Origin of the sequence: Solemya elarraichensis gill symbiont, from assembly GCF_002021095.1 — a bacterium.
Taxonomy (GTDB): domain Bacteria; phylum Pseudomonadota; class Gammaproteobacteria; order Chromatiales; family Chromatiaceae.
In genome coordinates, this window is record NZ_MPRK01000007.1 from 1 (window position 1) to 20,788 (window position 20,788).

At 52.8% G+C, this 20,788-nt stretch carries 22 protein-coding genes; 11 read left to right on the plus strand and 11 right to left on the minus strand.

Annotated features, from left to right (window positions below; genetic code table 11):
- Window positions 1-58 precede the first annotated feature (58 nt).
- The 3 genes from BOW51_RS00920 (at window position 59) to BOW51_RS00930 (ending at window position 1,608) form a co-directional block, all read left to right on the plus strand.
- Entirely contained in the window at window positions 59-652 is a 594-nt protein-coding gene (locus BOW51_RS00920; protein WP_078476000.1) for a sulfotransferase family 2 domain-containing protein, read from the plus strand.
- A gap of 145 nt (window positions 653-797) precedes the next feature.
- Entirely contained in the window at window positions 798-1,160 is a 363-nt protein-coding gene (locus BOW51_RS00925) for a nuclear transport factor 2 family protein (RefSeq protein ID WP_078476001.1), read from the plus strand.
- Between the two features lie 16 nt (window positions 1,161-1,176).
- Window positions 1,177-1,608 (plus strand): GNAT family N-acetyltransferase, encoded by a 432-nt coding sequence (locus tag BOW51_RS00930; RefSeq protein WP_078476002.1) that lies wholly within the window; start codon window positions 1,177-1,179, stop codon window positions 1,606-1,608.
- A 157-nt stretch (window positions 1,609-1,765) separates the two neighbouring features.
- Here BOW51_RS00930 and BOW51_RS00935 read toward each other — a convergent pair whose 3' ends face one another.
- From BOW51_RS00935 to BOW51_RS00950, 4 genes are all read right to left on the minus strand, one after another.
- Complete coding sequence (locus BOW51_RS00935; protein ID WP_078476003.1) at window positions 1,766-2,572, minus strand: fumarylacetoacetate hydrolase family protein; 807 nt, start codon at window positions 2,570-2,572, stop codon at window positions 1,766-1,768.
- 15 nt (window positions 2,573-2,587) lie between these two features.
- Window positions 2,588-3,415, minus strand: a complete 828-nt coding sequence (gene folE2 / locus BOW51_RS00940; RefSeq protein ID WP_078476004.1) for a GTP cyclohydrolase FolE2 — start codon at window positions 3,413-3,415, stop codon at window positions 2,588-2,590.
- Between the two features lie 96 nt (window positions 3,416-3,511).
- Window positions 3,512-4,405 carry a (2E,6E)-farnesyl diphosphate synthase gene (gene ispA, locus BOW51_RS00945; RefSeq protein WP_078476005.1) on the minus strand — a complete coding sequence of 298 codons (894 nt, stop codon included), beginning with the start codon at window positions 4,403-4,405 and terminating at the stop codon, window positions 3,512-3,514.
- On the minus strand, window positions 4,406-4,654 hold the full coding sequence (locus BOW51_RS00950) for an exodeoxyribonuclease VII small subunit (RefSeq protein WP_078476006.1): 249 nt from the start codon (window positions 4,652-4,654) through the stop codon (window positions 4,406-4,408).
- 130 nt (window positions 4,655-4,784) lie between these two features.
- Between BOW51_RS00950 and BOW51_RS00955 the strand changes: the two genes are divergently transcribed.
- The 5 genes from BOW51_RS00955 (at window position 4,785) to BOW51_RS00975 (ending at window position 9,776) form a co-directional block, all read left to right on the plus strand.
- Window positions 4,785-5,378: a CNP1-like family protein gene (locus BOW51_RS00955; protein ID WP_078476007.1), complete on the plus strand. Its 594-nt coding sequence runs from the start codon at window positions 4,785-4,787 to the stop codon at window positions 5,376-5,378.
- A gap of 12 nt (window positions 5,379-5,390) precedes the next feature.
- Window positions 5,391-7,277 (plus strand): DNA topoisomerase IV subunit B, encoded by a 1,887-nt coding sequence (gene parE, locus BOW51_RS00960; RefSeq protein ID WP_078476008.1) that lies wholly within the window; start codon window positions 5,391-5,393, stop codon window positions 7,275-7,277.
- Between the two features lie 125 nt (window positions 7,278-7,402).
- Window positions 7,403-8,311, plus strand: coding sequence for a LysR family transcriptional regulator (locus BOW51_RS00965; protein WP_078476009.1), 909 nt, complete (start codon window positions 7,403-7,405; stop codon window positions 8,309-8,311).
- Between the two features lie 11 nt (window positions 8,312-8,322).
- Window positions 8,323-8,709, plus strand: a complete 387-nt coding sequence (locus tag BOW51_RS00970) for a hypothetical protein (RefSeq protein ID WP_078476010.1) — start codon at window positions 8,323-8,325, stop codon at window positions 8,707-8,709.
- Entirely contained in the window at window positions 8,706-9,776 is a 1,071-nt protein-coding gene (locus BOW51_RS00975; protein WP_078476011.1) for an AI-2E family transporter, read from the plus strand. Before BOW51_RS00970 ends, BOW51_RS00975 begins: the two co-directional genes overlap by 4 nt.
- A 92-nt stretch (window positions 9,777-9,868) precedes the next feature.
- Here BOW51_RS00975 and BOW51_RS00980 read toward each other — a convergent pair whose 3' ends face one another.
- The 6 genes from BOW51_RS00980 to lpxL form a co-directional block, all read right to left on the minus strand.
- On the minus strand, window positions 9,869-11,380 hold the full coding sequence (locus BOW51_RS00980; protein WP_167367199.1) for a PhoH family protein: 1,512 nt from the start codon (window positions 11,378-11,380) through the stop codon (window positions 9,869-9,871).
- A complete protein-coding gene (locus tag BOW51_RS00985) occupies window positions 11,304-11,786 on the minus strand; it encodes a peroxiredoxin (RefSeq protein ID WP_078476013.1) in 483 nt (160 codons plus the stop codon). The genes BOW51_RS00980 and BOW51_RS00985 overlap by 77 nt, the downstream gene beginning before the upstream one ends.
- 20 nt (window positions 11,787-11,806) lie before the next feature.
- Window positions 11,807-12,346 (minus strand): glycine cleavage system transcriptional repressor, encoded by a 540-nt coding sequence (locus BOW51_RS00990; RefSeq protein ID WP_078476014.1) that lies wholly within the window; start codon window positions 12,344-12,346, stop codon window positions 11,807-11,809.
- Between the two features lie 109 nt (window positions 12,347-12,455).
- Window positions 12,456-13,535 (minus strand): galactose-1-phosphate uridylyltransferase, encoded by a 1,080-nt coding sequence (locus BOW51_RS00995; RefSeq protein ID WP_078476015.1) that lies wholly within the window; start codon window positions 13,533-13,535, stop codon window positions 12,456-12,458.
- Between the two features lie 139 nt (window positions 13,536-13,674).
- Entirely contained in the window at window positions 13,675-15,414 is a 1,740-nt protein-coding gene (gene msbA, locus BOW51_RS01000; protein WP_078476016.1) for a lipid A export permease/ATP-binding protein MsbA, read from the minus strand.
- A 23-nt stretch (window positions 15,415-15,437) separates the two neighbouring features.
- A complete protein-coding gene (lpxL, locus tag BOW51_RS01005) occupies window positions 15,438-16,343 on the minus strand; it encodes an LpxL/LpxP family Kdo(2)-lipid IV(A) lauroyl/palmitoleoyl acyltransferase (RefSeq protein ID WP_078476017.1) in 906 nt (301 codons plus the stop codon).
- A gap of 266 nt (window positions 16,344-16,609) precedes the next feature.
- Here lpxL and trpE point away from each other — a divergent pair, with 266 nt between their 5' ends.
- The 3 genes from trpE to trpC are packed head-to-tail and all read left to right on the plus strand — an operon-like array spanning window position 16,610 to window position 20,377.
- Window positions 16,610-18,109: an anthranilate synthase component I gene (trpE, locus tag BOW51_RS01010; protein WP_078476018.1), complete on the plus strand. Its 1,500-nt coding sequence runs from the start codon at window positions 16,610-16,612 to the stop codon at window positions 18,107-18,109.
- Complete coding sequence (locus BOW51_RS01015; protein ID WP_078476019.1) at window positions 18,109-18,690, plus strand: anthranilate synthase component II; 582 nt, start codon at window positions 18,109-18,111, stop codon at window positions 18,688-18,690. Before trpE ends, BOW51_RS01015 begins: the two co-directional genes overlap by 1 nt.
- A gap of 34 nt (window positions 18,691-18,724) precedes the next feature.
- Window positions 18,725-20,377 carry an indole-3-glycerol phosphate synthase TrpC gene (gene trpC / locus BOW51_RS01020; RefSeq protein ID WP_078476020.1) on the plus strand — a complete coding sequence of 551 codons (1,653 nt, stop codon included), beginning with the start codon at window positions 18,725-18,727 and terminating at the stop codon, window positions 20,375-20,377.
- 26 nt (window positions 20,378-20,403) lie between these two features.
- Here the strand turns inward: trpC and BOW51_RS01025 are convergent.
- On the minus strand, window positions 20,404-20,788 hold a 385-nt coding region (locus BOW51_RS01025; protein WP_135567988.1), incomplete at its 5' end, for an ABC transporter permease.

Sequence of the window (20,788 nt, forward strand, 5' to 3'; positions counted from 1 at the left end):
CGCAGGGCGTCCGGGGCAATAAAGGCTGTCGAAGATCGAGTGTAAAAGGGCGACTTGGATGTCCCGTTTTACATCACGAGATCAAAGACACGCTTGTGTAATTTTGCGTTGCCCTTTTTCCCGGTTAGCGAGCGCCTATTTGGACAAAATAGTCGAAGAGACGAATGTATTAAATAGATACATTGAGTCACACCGCAAAGGGAGTGGATGGAAGCGATGGAAAAGACGCGGTGGTGTAAGTCATATCACTTTCGATTATTTTGTCAGAAGTATGGGTGTTGAAAATACTCTTAAGGGGGGAATCCACTGGAGGCCGCAGACAGATTTTCTCGTATACGATACGTATGACGATTACTTTTGTCTGGAAGATTTTCAGACGGCGGTAGAGACGCTCAAGAATAAAATTAACATGTCCGTTATTGATGCGCGCCCATTTACCAAGCATAGTGTGAGTGAACACAATTCTTCGGAAGGAGGCGGATATTCTGTTCTCGCACCTGACAAGTTACATGCGATGAAATTACAGGGCTCCCTTCCGGCATACCGGGATTTGTACACGGAAGAGCTGGTCGAAATAGTGAGGTCTGTTTACAGGTCGGACCTGGATTTATATAAAGATATTTTCGGGGACGCCGCGCTGATGTTCCGGTAGGCTGTTTTAGCCTGCTATCCGCAATGCGTAGAGTTCGTATTACGTGGATGGATTTTGCGCATCATTGATGCAAGGGCATTGCTTTCATATTGGACTTGCTGCGCACGCTTCGTCTGTGCGTAAAACGGTATAGCAGAGGAAGAGTATGTTTGATAGAAATAGAATTACAGAATTGTTCGCATCCATTGATGAGAAAAACACGGAGAAATTTGCAACGCATCTTTCAGATGATTGTTCTTTTCGATTTGGTAATCTTCCCGTTGTTGTCGGGGTGGGCGGCATCAGTGAATTTGTTGGTGGTTTTTTTGATTCAAGCGCGGCACTCAAACATGATGTTGTCGATATATGGATGCTTCCGGATGGTGCGGTTTGTCATGGCATGGTGTCCTACACGCGCCACGATCAGTCAGTTTTATCCATTCCGTTCTCAAATATATTCAAGGTCGATAACGGGACAGTTTGCGAATACCTGATTTTTGCGGATACTTCACAGTTGTACGCTCAATAAATAGATCAATACGCGGATGAAGCTGGAAATCATTCAGGCAGACTATTCGAATAAAAAGCATCGAGGCGATATTCCGATGCTGCTTGATGCCTATGCATCTGGTCCAATGGTTGGAGGCACTCCACTCAAAGCAAAGGTGAAACAAAACCTCGTTCATGAATTATCCAGACGTCCCTATGCCTTTTCTGTGATTGCTTATGTCGATGAATGCCCGGCGGGCCTGGTTAACTGTTTTGAGGCTTTTTCAACATTCGCATGCAAGCCCCTGGCCAATATTCATGATGTTATGGTCCTTAATAAATACAGGGGTAATGGCATTTGTCAGAAAATGCTCGAAAAGGTCGAGTCGATCGCAATTGCCAGGGGGTGTTCCAAACTGACGCTAGAGGTTCTGACGAATAATGACGCTGCAAAAGCTGCTTATGAGAAATTTGGTTTTACAGGTTAAGAGTTGGATCCTAAAGCAGGCAGTGCACAGTTCTGGCATAAAAAAATAACGAGTGCATAACAGGATGCGCGGTTAATAAAACCACTATATCGCGGTCCCCGATTCGTCTTGTAAAACTGAGAAGGGAGGCGATTGCCTCCCTATTTTTTTGTGCCCGTTATCCGCTGTAACGGTTTGAGAGTGTGCCGATGCCATCAATGACAATTTCGACAGTTTCACCGGGCTGCATGATGTCGGCGCCAGTAGAAGTGCCACAGGCGATGACATCACCTGGCAGTAGTTGGATCTCCTGTGAAATCATGCTGACAATCTCACGCGGTTTGAAAATCATGTCAGAGACCGGGTAATTCTGTTTTTCAGTACCGTTAACAACCGCCTTGACGACAAGCCCATCCGGCTCGATATCAGTCTCGATCACAGGGCCGATGGGTCCGAAGGTCGGAAAACTCTTGGCACGGCACCAGTGGGTGAAACCAGGCTCTTCAAAAAGAGTGGTCGGTGCAGTGACGTCATTCACACAGGTATAGCCGAGGATGTGATCATCGGCATCGGCATCGGCATCGGCATCGGCATCGGCATCGGCATCTGCAGCGCTGATCTGGAATGCGGGTTTCCCAATGACAATGCCCAGTTCGGCCTCGAACTTGAGGTCGTTGGTGTAACTGCCAGGTCTGCAGATTGTGTCGCCATTTGCCGAAACGCAGCTCGCCAGCTTGACGAAGAAGAGCGGTGATTTTGGCATGAACAGCTTGTCGGCCACACGGCGCTCGTGGAAGTTGTTCCACAGGCCGAGAAACTGGCGCGGTTCGACTGGTGGCAGCAGCTTTGCATCTGCAAGGCTGACTGATTCACCGCTTGTAGCGTGGTTCTCGAAAGGTGATCCCGTGCAGAGATTGATGGTGTCGTTGTCGAGCTGACCGTAGGCCGCTGTGCCCTGGTGTTCTATACGGACCCATTTAGTCATGAGTGGTTAATTCCCTCAGGAGGCTTCGCGCTTGTCGTGTTCGATCATGGCGTAGGCAGAGTGATTGTGAATCGACTCGAAATTCTCGGCTTCAACCGTGTAGGCGCAGATGCGTCCGTCCTCGTTGAGGCGCTGTGCCACGTCACGCACCATGTCTTCGACAAACTTGGGGTTGTCATAGGCGCGTTCTGTGACGAACTTCTCGTCCGGGCGCTTGAGTAGTCCATAGAGTTCGCTGGAGGCCTCTTTCTCGACCAGGTCGATCAGATCCTCGATCCAGAAAAAATCTTCGGCACAAACGGTGACGGTAACGTGTGAACGCTGGTTGTGCGCACCGCGCTCTGAGATTTTCTTCGAGCAGGGACACAGGCTGGTTGCCGGGACCAGTACACGCGTGGACATTTCCGGAATGCTGTCACGGATCTCGCCGATCAGTGTGACCTCGTAATCCATCAGGCTCTCAACACCGCTTACAGGTGCCTTCTTGTTGACGAAGAAGGGGAAGCTCATCTCGATATGGCCCACTTCCGACTCCAGCAACTGTGCCATCTCGCTAAGCATATCCTTGAACGAGGCAACAGTAATCTCACGCTCGTGATTGTTGAGGATGCCGACAAAGCGCGACATGTGCGTGCCCTTGAAATTGTGCGGAAGGTAGACGGACATGTTGAAATTGGCCACCGTGTGCTGCTCGTTACCGCTACGGTCTGCAACCTTGACTGGGTGGCGGATATCCTTGATACCAACCTTGTTGATGGCGATCTGGCGCGTGTCGGCACTGCCCTGAACATCCTCGATGTCGGCTGCGGTTACTGGTTTCGCAATGTCTGTTGCTGAGCTCATGTCGGCGTCTGCTGTTGGATTCGAGCCGGACATTCTACCGTTTTTGTACGCTTGTGTCAGTTGGTAGTGGTCAGGTGTCTCGACTGGCGGTTGTCGTCAATGACTTCTGCTGGCGGTGTAGCCTGCAATCCCCCTTAACATGTCGGCTTTTGAGTCGAAAATCTTCAATGAGGCGATAGATTCTTCGATCAGTTCATCCACACGGTCGCGCGCGCCCTGCAGCCCAAGCAGGTCAGGGTAGGTGGTTTTCAACTGTAGCGCATCCTTGCCCTGGGTTTTGCCAAGGGTAGAGGTGTCACCGACAACATCGAGAATGTCATCGACAATCTGGAAGGCGAGACCGATGCACTTGGCGAAGTGATCGAGACGTTTATGCTCTTCTTTTTTGATTTTATCGGCGCACAGGGCGCCAAACATGACGCTGGTACGGATAAGGGCGCCTGTTTTGTGAATATGGATATTCTCCAACTCTCCCAGTTGCAGCTCTTTTCCGGTCGCCTCCAGGTCAAGGGCCTGGCCACCGGCCATGCCAAGTGAGCCGGAGGAGCGTGCAAGAAAATCGATCATGCTGAGACGGTTCGCAGGGGTGATACCGTCAATGTTTGTTGCAAGCGCCCCAAAAGCGAGGGCCTGCAGCGCATCCCCTGCGAGGATGGCGGTGGCCTCGTCAAACTTGACGTGGCAGGTTGGTTGTCCACGACGCAAGTCGTCGTCGTCCATGGCTGGCAGATCATCGTGGATCAGGGAGTATGCATGAATCAGCTCAAGTACAGCAGCCGGTGTATCCGCAATCTCTGCAGGCCGTTCGAAGAGAGCGGCAGTAGCATAGGTTAAAACGGGGCGAATGCGTTTGCCTCTGGCAAGTGCCGAGTAACGCATCGCCTGGTGCAGGTTAACGGGATTATGATCGCCCGCAGGGAGCATTCTGGCCATGTGCTTCTCAACGCGCTCCTGGGAACTGCTGATAAATGCTTGCAATTCGGGTGACATCTAGTTACTCACGCTATCGGCTGATACCTGTTCCAGGTCTGCATCTTCACTGGTCTGCGAGAGCATCTCTATCTTCTGCTCGGCTTCACGTAGCGCTGTTTCGCACTGGCGTGTCAGCGCGACTCCCTTTTCAAATGTTTTCAGAGATTCCTCAAGTGTCAATTCGTCGCTTTCCATGGTCTCCACGAGCTTCTCGAGTTCGTTCAGAGCCTCTTCGAATCCGGTTGCTTGAGTTGTTTTCCTGGCCACTGGTGCTGTCCTTTCTCAAAAATGTGCAAATAACCTAACGCAGAGTCGCCATAAGGGCAATGCTGTCGCAGATGTTCTTTTCAAGGTATATTGTCGCATTATTGAAGATTCAATTGATGGGAATTATACGATGTTCACAAGAGTGGTGATTTTGACAGCGGTAGCACTATTCCTGGCCGGAGAGGTGCAATCTCGGGATAGAACAGATACCTACGAGCAGTTTCGTTCCGAAAATGAGCGTAGCGAGTTTGAATTCGACGAATCTCTTGTTGAGCAGTGGAAGGAGCAGGTTAAAGGTGTGCCAAAGCTCAACCTCAAGACATTGCGTAAGCTGGATATTGATCATGGGCCTGTTGGTGCAGATGTTTACGTGGATGAAAGCACCCTTGACGTCAATGAAAAGGATCGCATGGTGCGTTACTGGATGGTAATGAAAACCGGCGGTGGTCGCTATGGCAGCATGAGCTACGAGGGAATTCGTTGCGGAACCGGGCAGTATAAAAACTATGCATATGCGAGTGCACGGAATCCTGATGACATCAGGCCGATCAAGTCGCCCAAGTGGCGCGAAATCCGGCAGAACACGCGTGACCCCCGCTTTGAAATGGCACGTGACTACTTTTGCGCAGGTATTATTCCGAGGACACAGGCTGGCGTGATCAAGGCAGTCCGTGGCCATGTAGCACCGTGGGATAATACTTCGGCCGACCTGCTCAAGCGCTAAACCAGGGAATTTATGACAGAGTACGATGCTTCAGCGATTGAGGTCCTCAGCGGCCTCGAGCCGGTGCGCAAGCGCCCCGGCATGTATACGGACACCACGCGCCCTAACCACCTTGCACAGGAAGTCATAGACAACAGCGTTGACGAGGCGATCGCTGGTTTTGCCAAGTCGATCGATGTCATTCTCTACAAGGATGGCTCCCTTCAGGTCAGTGATGACGGGCGTGGCATGCCGGTGGATATTCATCCACAGCAGGGCATTCCCGGTGTCGAGGTGATCCTCACCAAGCTGCATGCCGGCGGCAAGTTTTCCAACAAGAGCTACCAGTTCTCCGGTGGTTTGCACGGTGTCGGCGTGTCTGTTGTCAATGCACTGTCGAAACACCTCGAGGTGTGGGTAAGACGCGATGGAAAGGAGTACAACATTGCTTTTGGCAGTGGTGTAAAGCGCAGTGATCTCGAGGAGATTGGCACTGTTGGCAAACGCAACACGGGCACCACGCTGAAATTCTGGCCGGACCCATCCTATTTCGATAGTGCAAAATTCTCTGTCAGGCAGCTCGAGCACGTGCTCAGGGCCAAGGCGGTTCTGTGCCCCGGGTTGAATGTTTCCTTTCTTGATGAGAAGAGCGGCGAGAAAAAAGAGTGGTGCTACGAGGATGGTTTACGTGATTACCTGGTAGACGAACTTCAGGGCGTGGAAACTCTACCGCAGGAACCCTTTATCGGCACGATGAAAAGTGACCGGGAGGCTGCTGACTGGGCCGTGGTATGGCTGCCGACTGGTGGCGATGCTGTTACCGAGAGCTACGTCAACCTGATCCCTACCGCCCAGGGCGGTACCCATGTGAATGGCTTGCGTAGCGGGCTCACTGACGCGGTTCGCGAGTTCTGTGAATTTCGTAACCTGCTGCCGCGTGGAATCAAGCTGACGCCGGACGATGTCTGGAACCAGGTCAGTTATGTACTTTCAGTCAAACTTGCCGATCCGCAATTTTCGGGGCAGACCAAGGAGCGGCTCTCTTCACGTGAATGCGCTGCCTTTGTTTCCGGTATCGTCAAGGACAGTTTCAGCCTGTGGCTGAACCAGCATACCGAAGCGGGCGAAGCGATTGCCGAGTTGGCTGTCAACTCGGCGCAGGCGCGTCAGCGTGCCGGTCGCAAGGTCGCGCGCAAAAAGGTCACCCAGGGTCCGGCGCTGCCAGGCAAGCTGGCTGACTGCTCATCGACTGATCCACGCCAGACCGAGCTATTCCTTGTCGAGGGTGACTCGGCCGGCGGTTCTGCCAAGCAGGCACGTGACAAGGAGTTTCAGGCGATCATGCCGTTGCGTGGAAAAATCCTCAACACCTGGGAAGTTGATCCTGCCGAGGTGCTGGCATCGCAGGAAGTTCACGATATCTCTGTCGCAATCGGCGTAGAACCGGGTAGCGATGACCTCTCCAGGTTGCGCTTCGGTAAAATCTGTATCCTCGCCGATGCCGATTCTGACGGTATGCATATTGCAACCCTGCTGTGTGCCCTGTTCGTGCGCCACTTTCCACGCCTGGTAAACGAGGGGCACGTCTACGTGGCGATGCCGCCACTGTTTCGAATCGATGTCGGCAAGCAGGTTTTCTATGCGCTCGACGAATCTGAAAAACAGGGTGTGCTCGACCGCATTGCTGCCGAGAAGCTCAAGGGGAAAATCTCCATTCAGCGCTTCAAGGGACTCGGAGAGATGAATCCGCTGCAACTACGCGAGACCACTATTCATCCGGATACGCGTCGACTTGTACAGCTGACACTGGAGGCTGATGACAATACCCACCAGATGCTCGACATGCTGTTGGCAAAAAAACGTGCCGCTGACCGCAAGAGTTGGCTACAGGAGAAGGGAGACCTGGCGGATATTGCCTAGGAATTCTGACTACCCCGCTGTAGATAGAAGAGGCTATCGATTCTCTCTTTTGGGGTATTAGTAGTGCCTATTACGCTCGATTGGTATAAACTGCGCTTATCGCAATAGAAGATTTAGAGAAACTTATGGCTGATCGCAGACTCCAAGTGTTTCACACAGTGGCACGACTGCTCAGTTTTACCAAAGCAGCAGAAACCTTGCACATGACTCAACCAGCCGTGACCTTCCAGGTCAGGCAGCTTGAGGAGTATTTCAATACGCGGTTGTTTGACCGCACCCACAACAAGATCAGCCTTACCGAGGCCGGTGAGCGTGTCTATGGATATGCTGAGCAGATTTTCGAACTCTATGGGCAAATGGAGAACGCGGTACGTGAAATGACCGGTGAGGTGAGCGGTGATCTCATCATCGGTGCGAGTACAACCATCGCCGAGTACATGCTGCCCCCGCTTCTGGGTGACTTCAAAGAGCAGTATCCTGATGTTGATATTCACCTCAAGGTCGCCAATACCGACGGTATTGTGCACATGGTGGAGAGCAACGTCATCGATCTCGGCGTTGTCGAAGCACCGGTGACCAACAAGAACCTGGTCGTCGAGCACTGCCGTAACGACCAGCTGGTTGCCATCGTACCGCCCAAGCATCCACTTTCAGAGAAAAAAGAGACCACCATTGAAGAGATGCTCGGTTACCCCTTTATCTGTCGTGAAGAGGGCTCGGGTACACGAGAAGTGATCGCCGAGTTCCTGGGGGAGCGCGACAAGGAACATCACATCGAAATGACGGTGGGCATGGAGCTCGGTAGCCCGGAAGCGGTCAAGGGAGCGGTCGAGGCGAGTATGGGCGTTTCCATTGTGTCGCGTGCGACTATCCAGAAAGAGCTGCAACTTGGCACCCTGGTATCCATCCCCATCAAACCCATACTGGAACGTCCTTTCTCCTTCGTTCACAAGAAACAGAAGTTTCGCAAGCGCCTGATGGAGACTCTGCTCGAATTTGCCGGCGACTACTGTGACGGCGAAGAGGGGAGCTAGTGTTTCCGGGAATGCCAGTTGCCGGGGCCGGCGCAGATGCCAGGCGCATCGAAAAGATTCTCAAACAGCTGTCACCGGGAGACCGGGAATCACTCTTTGCCTTTGCTGAATTCCTGCTTGCACGTTCAACGGCAGATAAACTGGATGTTCAGCAAGAAGAGCAGCAGCCGAAAGGAATTGAACGTCCCACGGAGGAGTCGGTGATCGGTGCCGTCAAGCGCCTCAGGGAGAACTACTTTATGGTTAACCCTGACACGCTCTTGCACGAAACTTCTGAACTCATGCAATCACATATGCTGAAAGGGCGTCCCGCAGTTGAAGTGATTGACGAGCTTGAGCGTCTGTTTGAATCGAAATACAAGGACTATACCGACTCCATGAAGGGAAACGCTGAATGAACCTGATAACAGCCTGGTTTAAACGCACCTTCTCCGATCCGCAGGTGATTACGTTAACGCTTGCGCTGTTGGTGGGCTTTGCCGTTCTCTTCTTTTTTGGCGCGATGCTGGCACCTGTGCTTGCAAGCTTGGTGATTGCCTATCTGCTGGAGGGACTCGTATCGCTGGCCGAGGGATCCGGCATGCCGAGACTGGTTGCAGTGGTTATCGTCTTCCTGCTGTTTATCATGTTTGTTATCCTGATTATATTTGGTGTCATGCCGCTCGCGTTTCAACAGTTGACGGAGCTGGTACAACAGACACCGAGTATGCTGGCTGCAGGGCAGGAAAGACTGATGAAGCTGCCTGAGCTCTATCCTGATCTTGTCGATTCAAACCAGATCACTGATTTAATAAATGTTATCAAGGCCGAGATGGCGAGCTTTGCACAGCGTGTTTTGTCACTCTCCGCCTCGTCGGTGGTTGGCCTTATCACCATCCTTGTTTACTTTATCCTGGTACCCCTGCTGGTGTTCTTCTTTCTCAAGGACAAGAGCATAATCATCTCCTGGCTGCTGCAGTACTTTCCCAGCAACCGCGGTATCGTTGACCAGGTTTGGAAGGATGTTGACGTACAAATCGCAAACTATGTACGCGGCAAGTTCTGGGAGATCACCATTGTCGGTGTGGTGAGCTATATCACTTTCACCTTTTTTGGGCTCAACTACGCACTGCTGCTGGCAGTGCTCGTCGGTCTGTCTGTCATCATTCCCTATATTGGTGCTGCCGTGGTAACGGTTCCTGTACTGATTGTGGCCTGGTTCCAGTGGGGGTGGGGTGGTGCATTCATCTATCTGACAATCGCCTATTTCATCATCCAGGCACTCGATGGCAACGCGCTGGTGCCCTTGCTCTTCTCCGAAGTCGTCAACCTGCACCCTGTCGCCATTATCGTATCGATTTTGCTGTTTGGCGGCCTGTGGGGCTTCTGGGGCGTCTTCTTTGCGATCCCTCTCGGCACCCTCGTCAAGGCTGTACTCACGGCATGGCCCAGACGGCCGGAAAGAGAAGCAGCGGCATCGTCTTGATTACGCTGACAGCAGTGTTTTATCAGCTTGCTTCAGATGCTCAAAAGTCCCGCATTGCGGGGCTTTTTTGTGCCGCTGCTTGAAGCGGGCGGTTACAGATAATCGGAAGCGTATTCTGCAAGTCGTGAGCGCTCGCCGCGCATCAGGGTGATGTGGCCCGCATGCTCCCAGTTCTTGAACTTGTCGACCACGTAAGTGAGACCGGAACTGGTCTCGGTCAGATAAGGGGTGTCGATTTGCGCGACGTTGCCGAGGCAGACAATCTTGGTGCCGGGCCCGGCGCGCGTAATCAGGGTTTTCATCTGTTTCGCGGTGAGGTTCTGTGCCTCGTCGATTATCAGGTACTTGTTGAGGAAAGTACGGCCGCGCATGAAGTTGATCGAGTGAATACGGATGCGTGAACGCAACAGGTCATCGGTTGCTGCACGTCCCCAGTCGCCGCCGCCCTCGGTACGCGTGAGCACCTCGAGGTTATCCATCAGTGCGCCCATCCAAGGTGTCATTTTCTCTGCTTCGGTACCGGGCAGGAAACCGATATCGTCACCGACAGGGACCGTGACACGGGTCATGATGATTTCGGTATAGCGATTCTCGTCGAGAACTTGTGTCAGTCCTGCCGCCAGTGTCAGTAATGTCTTGCCGGTACCGGCTACGCCGAGCAGGGAGACAAAATCAAGATCGGGGTCCATCAGCATGTTGAGAGCGAAATTCTGCTCGCGGTTGCGTGACATGATGCCCCACACGCTGTGCTTGGACGAATGGTAGTCGTTGACAATCTCTATGATGGCATCTTCGCCATCCTTCATACGTACGATCGCCTCGAAACCACTGCCGTCATCCATGTAGAGACACTGGTTGATATGCCATTGCTTGGCATCCGGACCACTGACGCGGTAGTAGGTGTGTCCCTCTTCCTGCCAGGATTCAACATCCTTGCTGTGGGATTCCCAGAAGTTGCTCGGCAACTCCTCGTGTCCCTTGTATAGCAGGTCGACATCGTCAAGCACCTGGTCGTTGCTGTAATCCTCGGCACTGAGGCCAATCACGGCTGCCTTGATGCGCAGGTTGATATCTTTCGAGACCAGGGTGACAGGACGGTGCGGATGAATCTCCTTGAGTGCCAGGGCAGTGCCGAGAATGTCATTGTCAGGGGTGTTGCCCGGCAGTGATTCGGGCAGTGACTGTGGCAGGTGCTCTGTCTGGAAATAGAGTCTTCCCTGTTGAGGTTCTTCGTCTGATTCTTCAGAGATGCTCGACCAGGCCGGCAATGCGAGTCCCTTGTCGATTCCGGCTTTGTCCATGTTGCTCATCAGGTCATCCAGAAAGCGGCTTGCCTGGCGCACGTTGCGCGCTACTTCGGATGTGCCTTTTTTGGCCCGGTCGAGTTCCTCGAGAACAATCATCGGAATAAAGATGTCATGTTCCTTGAAGCGGAAAATAGATGTCGGGTCATGCATCAGCACGTTGGTGTCGAGTACAAAAAGTCGTTTGACAGGCACGATACGGGCTCCAGGGTGGATTGGTGGATTACTGCTTGTGCAGCTGTTTGACGGCTTCAAGGACTTCATCGATGTGGCCTTTGACCTTGACGCCACGCCATTCATGGCGGAGCTTCCCCTGCTTGTCGATGATGAATGTGCTGCGTTCGATGCCGCGTACCTGTTTGCCGTACATGTTTTTCAGTTTCATGACATCGAACAGGTTGCAGAGTGCTTCTTCTGTGTCAGAGATCAATTCAAACGGGAATTGCTGCTTGGTTTTGAAATTCTCCTGCGCCCTGAGGCTGTCGCGTGATGCACCGAGAATGACGCATGATTGACGGCGGAAGTTGTTGATTGCCGCACTGAAATCGAGACCTTCCTGTGTACATCCCGGTGTGCTGGCCTTGGGATAGAAGTAAATGACGATATTTTTCCCGGCGTAATCGGAGAGGCGGTTTTCTTTGCCCCCGGTCAGCAGAAGCTCGATATCCGGTACTTTTTTGTTTAGTGCGGCCTGGTGATCTGCCATGCGCAAGTTCTTCCTGTTTATTAGTGGGTGACGGGTTCCAGTACAGCATCCAGGTTGAGCGAGTCACAGTACTCCATGAACTCGATACGCAGTGCTGGGATCTGTACCTGCGACGGTACGCCTATGAGCAGATTGACGGCGAACATGGGTGTACCCGTGTGCGCTGCAGAGTAGCTGCTGGTACTGAGATCCTGGATGTTGATTTGTCGCTGGGCGAAAAAATCCGATAGCTGGTGCACGATGCCTGGGTGGTCAAGGGCAACGACGTTGACGGCGTAGGGCACCAGCATGTCTGCCGATTGTCTTGACTCGGTGCGCTTGCACTGTGCCTGAAGTCCAAGTGATTCCGCGATTGCGGGAAGTGCCTGCTCCAGTTTCGAGAGCTGGTTCCATGCGCCTTTGACAAGCATCTGTATGGCAAATTCGCCGCCGAGGACCGTCATACGGCTGTCTGTAATATTAAGATCGAGCTTGGCGATCCGATTGGTCAGCTGTTCAACGATACCGGGACGGTCACTGCCGATGGCGGAGATGACAAGTTGCTGTTGGTTATCTTGCATGTGGCCTCTGCCTGCTGCATTTGTTGATCAAAGTGTATCCTTTATGGGACGCCCAAAAAAGCCTGTTTTGCCGCTTTTATCTCTTTTCTGCAATTGCTGCAGCAGCGCCCTAGAGTTCGACTTCGCGCAACTGTTTTGCTGCATCTTCCGGGCTGATGGTCGAGACAAACAGTCCTGAACCGAGCTCAAAGCCTGTAGGAATACTGGTTCTCGGGCAGATTTCGAGATGCCAGTGATAGCTTTGCTGGCAATCATCGTAGTCTTTACCATGCGGAATCGAGTGCATGAAAAAGTTGTACTGAGCACCGCCAATAACATGATCGAGACGCTGCATGGTGCGTTTCAGCATGCCGGCAAACTCCTCCATGTCTTCTTCATTCACGTCCATGAAGTCCGCTTCGTGATGCAATGGCAGGATGTGAACCTCCCATTCGAAGCGACTGGCAAATGGCTTGATGGCGATAAAACGCTTGCCCTTCTCAATGACATACTGGCCGACATCGATTTTTCTGCGTATCTCACCCGAGTCACGATCGTAGATGGTCGCCTCGTAGGTCAGCGCCTCGTCAATCAGTGAGCAGAAAACGCACTGGTTATACTTGTTGTAATAATTGCGGCTGTTGGTGACTTCATCCTCGACATTCTGCGGAACCACCGGCATGGCGATGATCTGGCTGTGGGTATGCGGGATGCTTGCACCAGCTGCGGGGCCGAAATTCTTGAATACCAGTACGTACTTGAGGCGTGAGTCTGAAGTGTACAGTTCCTTCATGCGCTGGTGATAGAGACAGAAGAGCTGTTGCAGATGAGACACTTCCATCTCATGCAGTGCGATGCCGTGAGCTGGATTGTCGATGATGACCTCGTGACGTCCATAGCCGTCAATCACCTGCTGCAGTCCGAGGGTCAGGCTGGTCTGTTCCCTGTCGTCACCAAGCACGGGATAGAGATTGGGGACAATGCGCATTTGCCACTCTTCATCACTCGGCCACGCTTTTATCGTTGGCGGGGTCTTCTCCTCGTTACCCTTGCAGAAGGGGCAGGTCTCGACATGTTCGCGACTGTCACGCTCAACTTTTTCTTCGGCCTTGCGTGGACGCATGCCGCGTGCTGTTGAAACCAGTACCGACTCGGTCGGTACAATCGGGTTGATACGGATCTCACGTGTCGGTGCGTCGTCACTACTCATTTTTACTTCACCTTGCTGCTTTTTATCTCTAGATGATGGAGTTGTCGTCGATTCGGGGGCCAGGTACAAGCAAAATGCTTGAATGGCGACATAACCTGGAATTGATCTGAGGTTCGGTATTCTTGTGTTGGGTCTCTATTTATTGCAGATTTCCGTAAAGCGCCGCATAGCGACCGTCGAGTGCGAGCAGTTCAGTATGGCTGCCCTGCTCGACCAGGTGTCCCTGGTCCAGAACCAGTATGCGGTCGGCATTCTCAACGGTGGAGAGCCTGTGCGCGATGATGATGGTAGTACGACCATGGCGGAGGTTTTCGATTGCCTCCTGCACCAGGGATTCCGAGCGTGAGTCGAGGGCGGATGTGGCTTCGTCGAGAATTAACAAGGGGGCATTTTTCAGTAGTGCGCGCGCGATGGCAATACGCTGGCGCTGACCACCTGAAAGCTGAATGCCATTTTCACCTACGAGGGTATTGAGTTGTTGTGGCATCTCCTGGATAAACTCCCAGGCATGTGCTGCCTTTGCAGCGGCGATGATTTGCGCTTCATCGGCCTGGGTATCGCTACCATAGGAGATGTTTGCACGGATGGTATCGTTGAACAGCACCACGTCCTGGCTGACGTAGGAGATCTGTTTACGCAGATCGGCGAGGCGAAGATCGCGCAAATCGTGTCCGTCCAGGAAGATATGGCCGCTAGTGGGATCGTAGAAACGCGGTAGCAGGCTGGCAATGGTAGATTTGCCGCTGCCGGACTGTCCGACCAGCGCAATCGTCTCCCCGGCTGCCGCGGTGAAGCTGATCTGATGCAAGGCTGGTGCCTTGTCGCTGCTGTAACTGAAACTGACATTTTCAAGTGCCAACACTCCCTCGGAGCGGGCAAGTGCCTGGGTACCATTATCTTTTTCGCGTTCTTCATCGATCAGCTTGAAGATGGATTCCGCTGCGGCAAGTCCACGCTGTAGTGGTTGCATTGCCGAGGCGAGGCGTTTAATCGGAGAGATCATCAGGCCAAGCGCGGCAAAGAACGAGATCAGGTGGCCGGCAGTTTGCCCTTGGTCGATTGCCTGCAGCGTGCCAATGTAGACGATTGAACAGAGTACAACGGAAGTAATCAGTTCAACTACGGCAACATTGGCGGCACCGGCAAGCAGCACTTTCTGCTGAAACTGACGAACCTTGTTGGCAACATTGAAGAAGCGCTTGTTCTCGTATTTCTTGCCGCCGAATACCTTGACTACCTTGTGTCCGCGCATACTCTCCTCAAGAACGTGGGTCATGTCTCCGGTCTTGTCCTGATGTGCGTGGCTGAAGCTCCGCATGCGGCGTGCAAACAGTTGTGCGACGATCACCACGGGAGGAAAAGCGACAAGAATAGCGATAGTCAGTTGCCAGTTTAAATAGAGGGCGACAGCGAGCAGACCTAGAGCGGTTACCGTGTCACGGATCAGGATCGTCAGAGTGCGTGTTGCGGCTTGAGTTACCTGGTTGACGTTAAAGGTGATCTTGGAGAGGGTGTTGCCGGTTGCATTCGTGTCGTAATAACGTGTTGGCATGTCGAGCAGGTGGGCAAACATCTGTTTACGAATATCGAGCACAATCTTGCCGGAAACCCAACCCATGGTGCCAGTGGAGACAACGTGTGAGATGCCTCGTATCAGGAACAGTAGTACCAGCAATACCAATGTCTGCTGCAGGCTATCGAGGTCTTTCTCGATAAAGCCGCCATCGAACAGGGGTTTCAGCAGCGCCGGCACCGCCGCATCGGAAAGTCCAAGGAGCACCATGAAGATGATAGAAATGATGAATGCAGCCAGGTAAGGGCGCACATAGCGTAACAGCCTGAAGTAAAGCTTGCGCGATTCAGTGGTCGTTGTGCTCATATTATCTGTTGGCCCGTACCCGTTTAACTGTAATAACCGGAGTTGCCGTCCGATTGTTGTTTGAAACGCCGATGAAACCAGAAATACTCTTCTGGCCGTTGCCTGATCCATGACTCGAACAGCTGGTTGATTCTTGCTGCATCAGCTACCTCATCACCGCCTGGAAAGTTGTCCAGTGCTGCGAAAAGCTGCAGGTCATACCCTGCTCCGTCCTTACGGCGAAGCGGCAGAAATGGGACAACAGATGCACCAGTCATTTTTGCGAGACGAGCTGTTGCAGTACTGCTTAGAGTTTCGATGCCAAAGAAAGGGACGATAACGGCATTCTTTCGACTCGGGCTCTGGTCAGGTGCATACCAGATTGTCTTGCCCTTGCGCAAGCTGCGGATCATTCCCTTGATGTCGCTCTTGCTGATTGCTCCCTCGGTATGGCGCGTGCGATTCTTTTGCATCAGGTACTCAACCGCAGGATTGTCGCTGGGGCGGTATAGTGCCTCAAAGGGGGCCTTCATTGCCAGTAGGCGGCCACCCATCTCGAGTGAAGTGAAATGTGCCAAAAGCAGGATGACACCATTCCCGGTGGCCTGTGCCTTTTCAAGATGTTCAAGGCCGATGAAATTGGCCAGTTTTAAGAGCTCTTCATCCCTTCCCCACCAAGCCAATGCCACTTCCAGAAAACCCTTGCCTGCTGATTCGATATGCTGGCGAGCCAGCGCTTCACGCTCTGTTATATCGAGTTCAGGAAAGCAGAGCTCAAGATTTTTCTTCAATACAAGACGTCGTTTTCCAGGCAGCAGCAACCATGTCAGTCGTCCGACTAACCCTCCCGCACGCATCACGAGCGGGTAGGGAAGCAGGATCAACAACCTGAAAATGCCAAGACCGATCCAGGTCGGCCAGGTTTTCGGGTGCAGGTGGGGTGGAATCATTGTGCGTCTGTTTTCATCAAGGGAACCCTGTTTGTGTGCGCCAGTTTACAACAGCACGCGTTTTTTTGCCCTGAAAGCTACCGCCTGCTTGATTCCGTGCAGAATTTTGATATTGTGTTGCGAGGAATTTTCCGCAACCGTTCTGATACAGTACAGCTATGACTCTTCTCTCACACAACAGGATGACCGAAACAGGAACACGATGGTGAAGCTTCACCAGTCGTACCTGATCCTGTTTTGAATATACCTTTTGTGTGGAGTGCAATATGAAACCCGAAACCTTTACTGCCCTTGCCGGGCAGGGCTACAACCGAATCCCCGTCGCACGTGAAGTGCTTGCAGATCTTGATACACCGCTGAGTGTTTATCTCAAGCTGGCGAACAAGCCTTACAGCTACCTGTTTGAGTCTGTACATGGCGGTGAGAAGTGGGGGCGTTACTCGATTATCGGCCTGCCGTGCCGGGAACGCATCGAGGTGCGTGATCACGAGATAACGCGCTTCGACGGGGACACCATTCTCAACAGCGAAACACACCCTGACCCACTCGAATGGATCAGTGATTTCCAGGAAGGTTTCAAGGCTGCAGAGATCGATGGCTTGCCGCGTTTTGCCGGCGGACTGGTTGGTTACTTCGGTTATGATACGGTGCGTTACATCGAGCCGCGATTGGCACAGTGCCCGAATCCTGATCATTTGCACAGCCCTGATATCCTGCTGATGATCTCTGACGAGTTGGTGGTTTTCGATAATCTCAGTGGCCGCATGTTTATTATCGTGCATGTTGATCCGACTCAGGGCGGCACACTCGAGGAGGCTAACCAGCGCATTGATGGACTTGTAGCAGCCATGCAGCAGGGTGCACCGCGCAAGCAGCACGAGACACCGCGCAAGGTCAGCGAGAGTGATTTCGAGTCGGGCTTCACGGAAGCGGGTTTCAAGAAAGCAGTGGAGCGTATCAAGGAGTATATTCTCGATGGCGACTGCATGCAGGTTGTTATCTCCCAGCGACTTTCGATTCCTTTCACTGCGGAACCGCTTGATCTCTATCGTGCCTTGCGTGGTCTCAATCCGTCGCCCTACATGTATCATCTTGATCTTGGCGATTTTCACGTTGTAGGCTCATCACCGGAGATTCTCACCCGTCTTGAGGATGGCGTCGTTACCGTCAGGCCGATTGCCGGTACACGCCGACGAGGCTACACAGAGGAAGAGGATCGCGCACTCGAGGATGAGCTGCTGGCCGATCCAAAAGAGTTGGCCGAACACCTGATGCTGATTGACCTGGGACGCAATGACGCGGGCCGTGTTGCCGAGATCGGTAGTGTGGAACTGACAGAGAAGATGCTAGTTGAACGCTATTCACACGTCATGCATATTGTCTCCAACGTTGTCGGCAGATTGAAGTCGGATATGAGCGCGATGGATGTGATTCGTGCGACTTTCCCTGCCGGAACCGTTTCAGGTGCACCAAAAATCCGCGCCATGGAGATAATCGATGAACTCGAGCCGGTCAAGCGCGGTGTCTATTCCGGCGCTGTCGGCTACCTCGCATGGAATGGCAACATGGATACTGCGATTGCAATCAGAACCGCAGTCATCAAGGACAAGACGCTGCACATTCAGGCGGGCGCAGGCGTGGTGGCCGATTCGATCCCTGAGCTTGAGTGGCAGGAGACCATGAACAAGGGTCGCGCAGTTTTTCGTGCCGTCGAGATGGCTGAAGCCGGTCTTGATCGCATCGGGCAAGATGCAGGAGAGCAGTAATGTTACTGATGATAGATAATTACGACTCCTTCACCTTCAACCTGGTGCAATACTTTGGTGAGTTGGGAGCAGATGTGCATGTTCATCGAAATGATGAAATTACACTTGATGAGATAGCTGCCTTCAAACCCGCGCATCTTGTTATCTCTCCGGGGCCTTGCACCCCGAACGAGGCCGGTATCTCGGTTGAGGCGACCAAGCGTTTTGCCGGTGAGATACCGATTCTCGGTGTTTGTCTCGGCCACCAGTCGATCGGACAGGCATACGGCGGACAGATCATACGTGCGCAGCATGTTATGCATGGCAAGACCTCACCAATCTATCATGCCGATACAGGTGTTTTCAGTGGTTTGCAGAACCCGTTCGAGGCGACTCGTTACCATTCGCTGGTAATCGAAAAGGAGAGCCTGCCAGATTGCCTTGAGATGACAGCATGGACCCAGACCAGTGACGGCGAGGTCGACGAAATCATGGGCGTGCGTCATAAAGAGTTGCCGATACAGGGTGTGCAATTTCATCCTGAATCGATTCTGACGCGCCACGGACACGACATGCTGCAAAATTTTCTTGAGCAGAAGTAGGCCATTCGGGTTTTGAGCCCGGGAGTAAAAACTTATGTCAATACAGAATGCAATTAACCAGGTCATCAGCCACGCAGACCTCTCCGCTGAGGAGATGGTCGAGGTGATGCATACCATCATGACCGGCGGAGCAACCCCGGCACAGATTGGCGCCTTCCTCATCGGCTTGCGTATGAAGGGCGAGACAGTCACCGAGATTGCCGCCGCAGCAAGCGTCATGCGCGAACTGGCGCAGAGAGTTGATGTTGAAGCACAAAATCTTGTCGATACATGCGGAACAGGCGGTGACTCATCAGGTACTTTTAATATCTCGACCGCCGGCGCTTTTGTCGCTGCAGCTGCAGGTGCACGTGTTGCCAAGCACGGCAATCGTTCAATCTCCTCAAAGTCCGGCAGTGCCGATGTGCTTGAGGCGGCTGGTGTCAGGCTTGACCTGAATCCGGAGCAGGTACGCCGCTGTCTTGACGAGGTGGGCATCGGCTTTATGTTTGCGCCGGCACATCACAGTGCGATGAAACATGTGATTGGACCGCGACGCGAAATTGGTGCGCGCACGGTTTTCAATGTCCTCGGTCCCTTGACCAATCCTGCCGGTGCACCCAACCAGGTGCTGGGCGTTTTCAGCAAGGATCTGCTCGAGCCAATGGCTGAAGTCCTGCACAAGCTTGGCAGTCGCCATGTATTGGTAGTGCATGCACGCGATGGTCTCGACGAGATCAGTATCGCCGCGGAAACTGACGTGGCTGAACTCAAAGATGGCCAGATCAGGCACTTTTCTGTCTCACCCGAGATGTTTGGGCTGAAGCGTAATTCACTTGATACACTCAAGGCAGAAGATGCACAACAGAGCCTGGCGATTATTCGCAGTGTGCTCGAAGATTCGGCAGGACCCGCGAGAGATATTGTCTGCATCAATGCAGGTGAGGCGCGTAAACTCGAGGAGATTACCGAGCGCATAGCGGTAGTCGATATGGATGCCATTATCGAAAAAGCGAAAGAGGCTGAAGTGCCACGTGGCTTTACCAGGGCGATCGAGGAGAAAATTAACGCTGGTAAGGCAGGCGTGATAGCTGAAATCAAGAAGGCATCCCCGTCGAAAGGTGTTTTGCGCGAAGATTTTAATCCGGCTGAAATTGCCCGCAGCTATGAGTGGGGTGGTGCTGCCTGTCTTTCTATCCTCACTGACAAGGACTTTTTCCAGGGCAGCGAAGAGTACCTTGTAGAGGCGAGTGCAGCATGTTCACTGCCTGTCATCCGCAAGGATTTTATTATAGATCCCTACCAGGTCTATGAGGCACGTGCGATCGGTGCGGATTGCATTCTTCTGATTGCCGCCTGTCTCGAAGATCAGCAGATGCGTAATCTCAATACCCTTGCGCACCAGCTGGGTATGGACGTGCTCATCGAGGTGCATGATGCTGAAGAGCTTGAGCGCGCATTGCCGTTGAACAATCGCCTCATCGGTATCAACAACCGCAACCTGCGAACCTTTGATGTCTCCCTGCAGACAACTATCGATTTGCTCGAGATGATTCCGGACGATCGTATCGTGGTGACCGAGAGCGGTATTCACAGCAGGGAAGATGTCAAACTGATGCGTGACAACAGTATTAATGCATTTCTCGTTGGCGAGGCCTTCATGCGTACGCCTAACCCGGGCAAAACCCTGGCCGAACTCTTCTCCTGATACCAGGCAGAATCCAGGTTTAATTCTCAGTCAGATGTCGTCAGTCGGTCGAGGCGCAGTCGATGGCGTTCATCGAAGAGTCTCTCCGACGCAATCCAGATGGCAGCCAGGCTGCCGAGCCCGGTGCCACCGGCTATCAGGTACATAATCAGCAACTGGTACTTTGCCGCCTCAAGCGGCTCGACGCCGGCGAGTATTTGTCCTGTCATCATGCCGGGCAGGCTGACAAGACCGGCGGCCGCCATGGTATTGATGATGGGGATCATGCCTGAGCGCAGGGCATCACGCCTTATTGTTCGAATCGCTTCTATTCCACGTCTGCCAAGAATCAGCTGGGCCTCGATCAGTTCACGTTTTTCCCATGCGCTGCGGGTCAGGTTATCCAGGCCAACGGCGATGCCTGTCATGGTG

Excerpts from the sequence above, each read along its gene's own strand:
- trpC (WP_078476020.1), top strand. The coding sequence starts at position 18,725 with ATGTCAATACAGAATGCAATTAACCAGGTCATCAGCCACGCAGACCTC.
- BOW51_RS01015 (WP_078476019.1), top strand. The coding sequence starts at position 18,109 with ATGTTACTGATGATAGATAATTACGACTCCTTCACCTTCAACCTGGTG.
- BOW51_RS00985 (WP_078476013.1), bottom strand. The coding sequence starts at position 11,786 with ATGGCAGATCACCAGGCCGCACTAAACAAAAAAGTACCGGATATCGAG.
- lpxL (WP_078476017.1), bottom strand. The coding sequence starts at position 16,343 with ATGATTCCACCCCACCTGCACCCGAAAACCTGGCCGACCTGGATCGGT.
- ispA (WP_078476005.1), bottom strand. The coding sequence starts at position 4,405 with ATGTCACCCGAATTGCAAGCATTTATCAGCAGTTCCCAGGAGCGCGTT.
- BOW51_RS00980 (WP_167367199.1), bottom strand. The coding sequence starts at position 11,380 with ATGAATGGCGTGGCGTCAAGGTCAAAGGCCACATCGATGAAGTCCTTG.
- BOW51_RS00925 (WP_078476001.1), top strand. The coding sequence starts at position 798 with ATGTTTGATAGAAATAGAATTACAGAATTGTTCGCATCCATTGATGAG.
- BOW51_RS00965 (WP_078476009.1), top strand. The coding sequence starts at position 7,403 with ATGGCTGATCGCAGACTCCAAGTGTTTCACACAGTGGCACGACTGCTC.
- BOW51_RS00995 (WP_078476015.1), bottom strand. The coding sequence starts at position 13,535 with ATGAGTAGTGACGACGCACCGACACGTGAGATCCGTATCAACCCGATT.
- BOW51_RS00935 (WP_078476003.1), bottom strand. The coding sequence starts at position 2,572 with ATGACTAAATGGGTCCGTATAGAACACCAGGGCACAGCGGCCTACGGT.
- BOW51_RS00990 (WP_078476014.1), bottom strand. The coding sequence starts at position 12,346 with ATGCAAGATAACCAACAGCAACTTGTCATCTCCGCCATCGGCAGTGAC.
- BOW51_RS00920 (WP_078476000.1), top strand. The coding sequence starts at position 59 with ATGTCCCGTTTTACATCACGAGATCAAAGACACGCTTGTGTAATTTTG.
- folE2 (WP_078476004.1), bottom strand. The coding sequence starts at position 3,415 with ATGAGCTCAGCAACAGACATTGCGAAACCAGTAACCGCAGCCGACATC.
- msbA (WP_078476016.1), bottom strand. The coding sequence starts at position 15,414 with ATGAGCACAACGACCACTGAATCGCGCAAGCTTTACTTCAGGCTGTTA.
- BOW51_RS00975 (WP_078476011.1), top strand. The coding sequence starts at position 8,706 with ATGAACCTGATAACAGCCTGGTTTAAACGCACCTTCTCCGATCCGCAG.
- trpE (WP_078476018.1), top strand. The coding sequence starts at position 16,610 with ATGAAACCCGAAACCTTTACTGCCCTTGCCGGGCAGGGCTACAACCGA.
- BOW51_RS00955 (WP_078476007.1), top strand. The coding sequence starts at position 4,785 with ATGTTCACAAGAGTGGTGATTTTGACAGCGGTAGCACTATTCCTGGCC.
- parE (WP_078476008.1), top strand. The coding sequence starts at position 5,391 with ATGACAGAGTACGATGCTTCAGCGATTGAGGTCCTCAGCGGCCTCGAG.
- BOW51_RS00930 (WP_078476002.1), top strand. The coding sequence starts at position 1,177 with ATGAAGCTGGAAATCATTCAGGCAGACTATTCGAATAAAAAGCATCGA.
- BOW51_RS00970 (WP_078476010.1), top strand. The coding sequence starts at position 8,323 with ATGCCAGTTGCCGGGGCCGGCGCAGATGCCAGGCGCATCGAAAAGATT.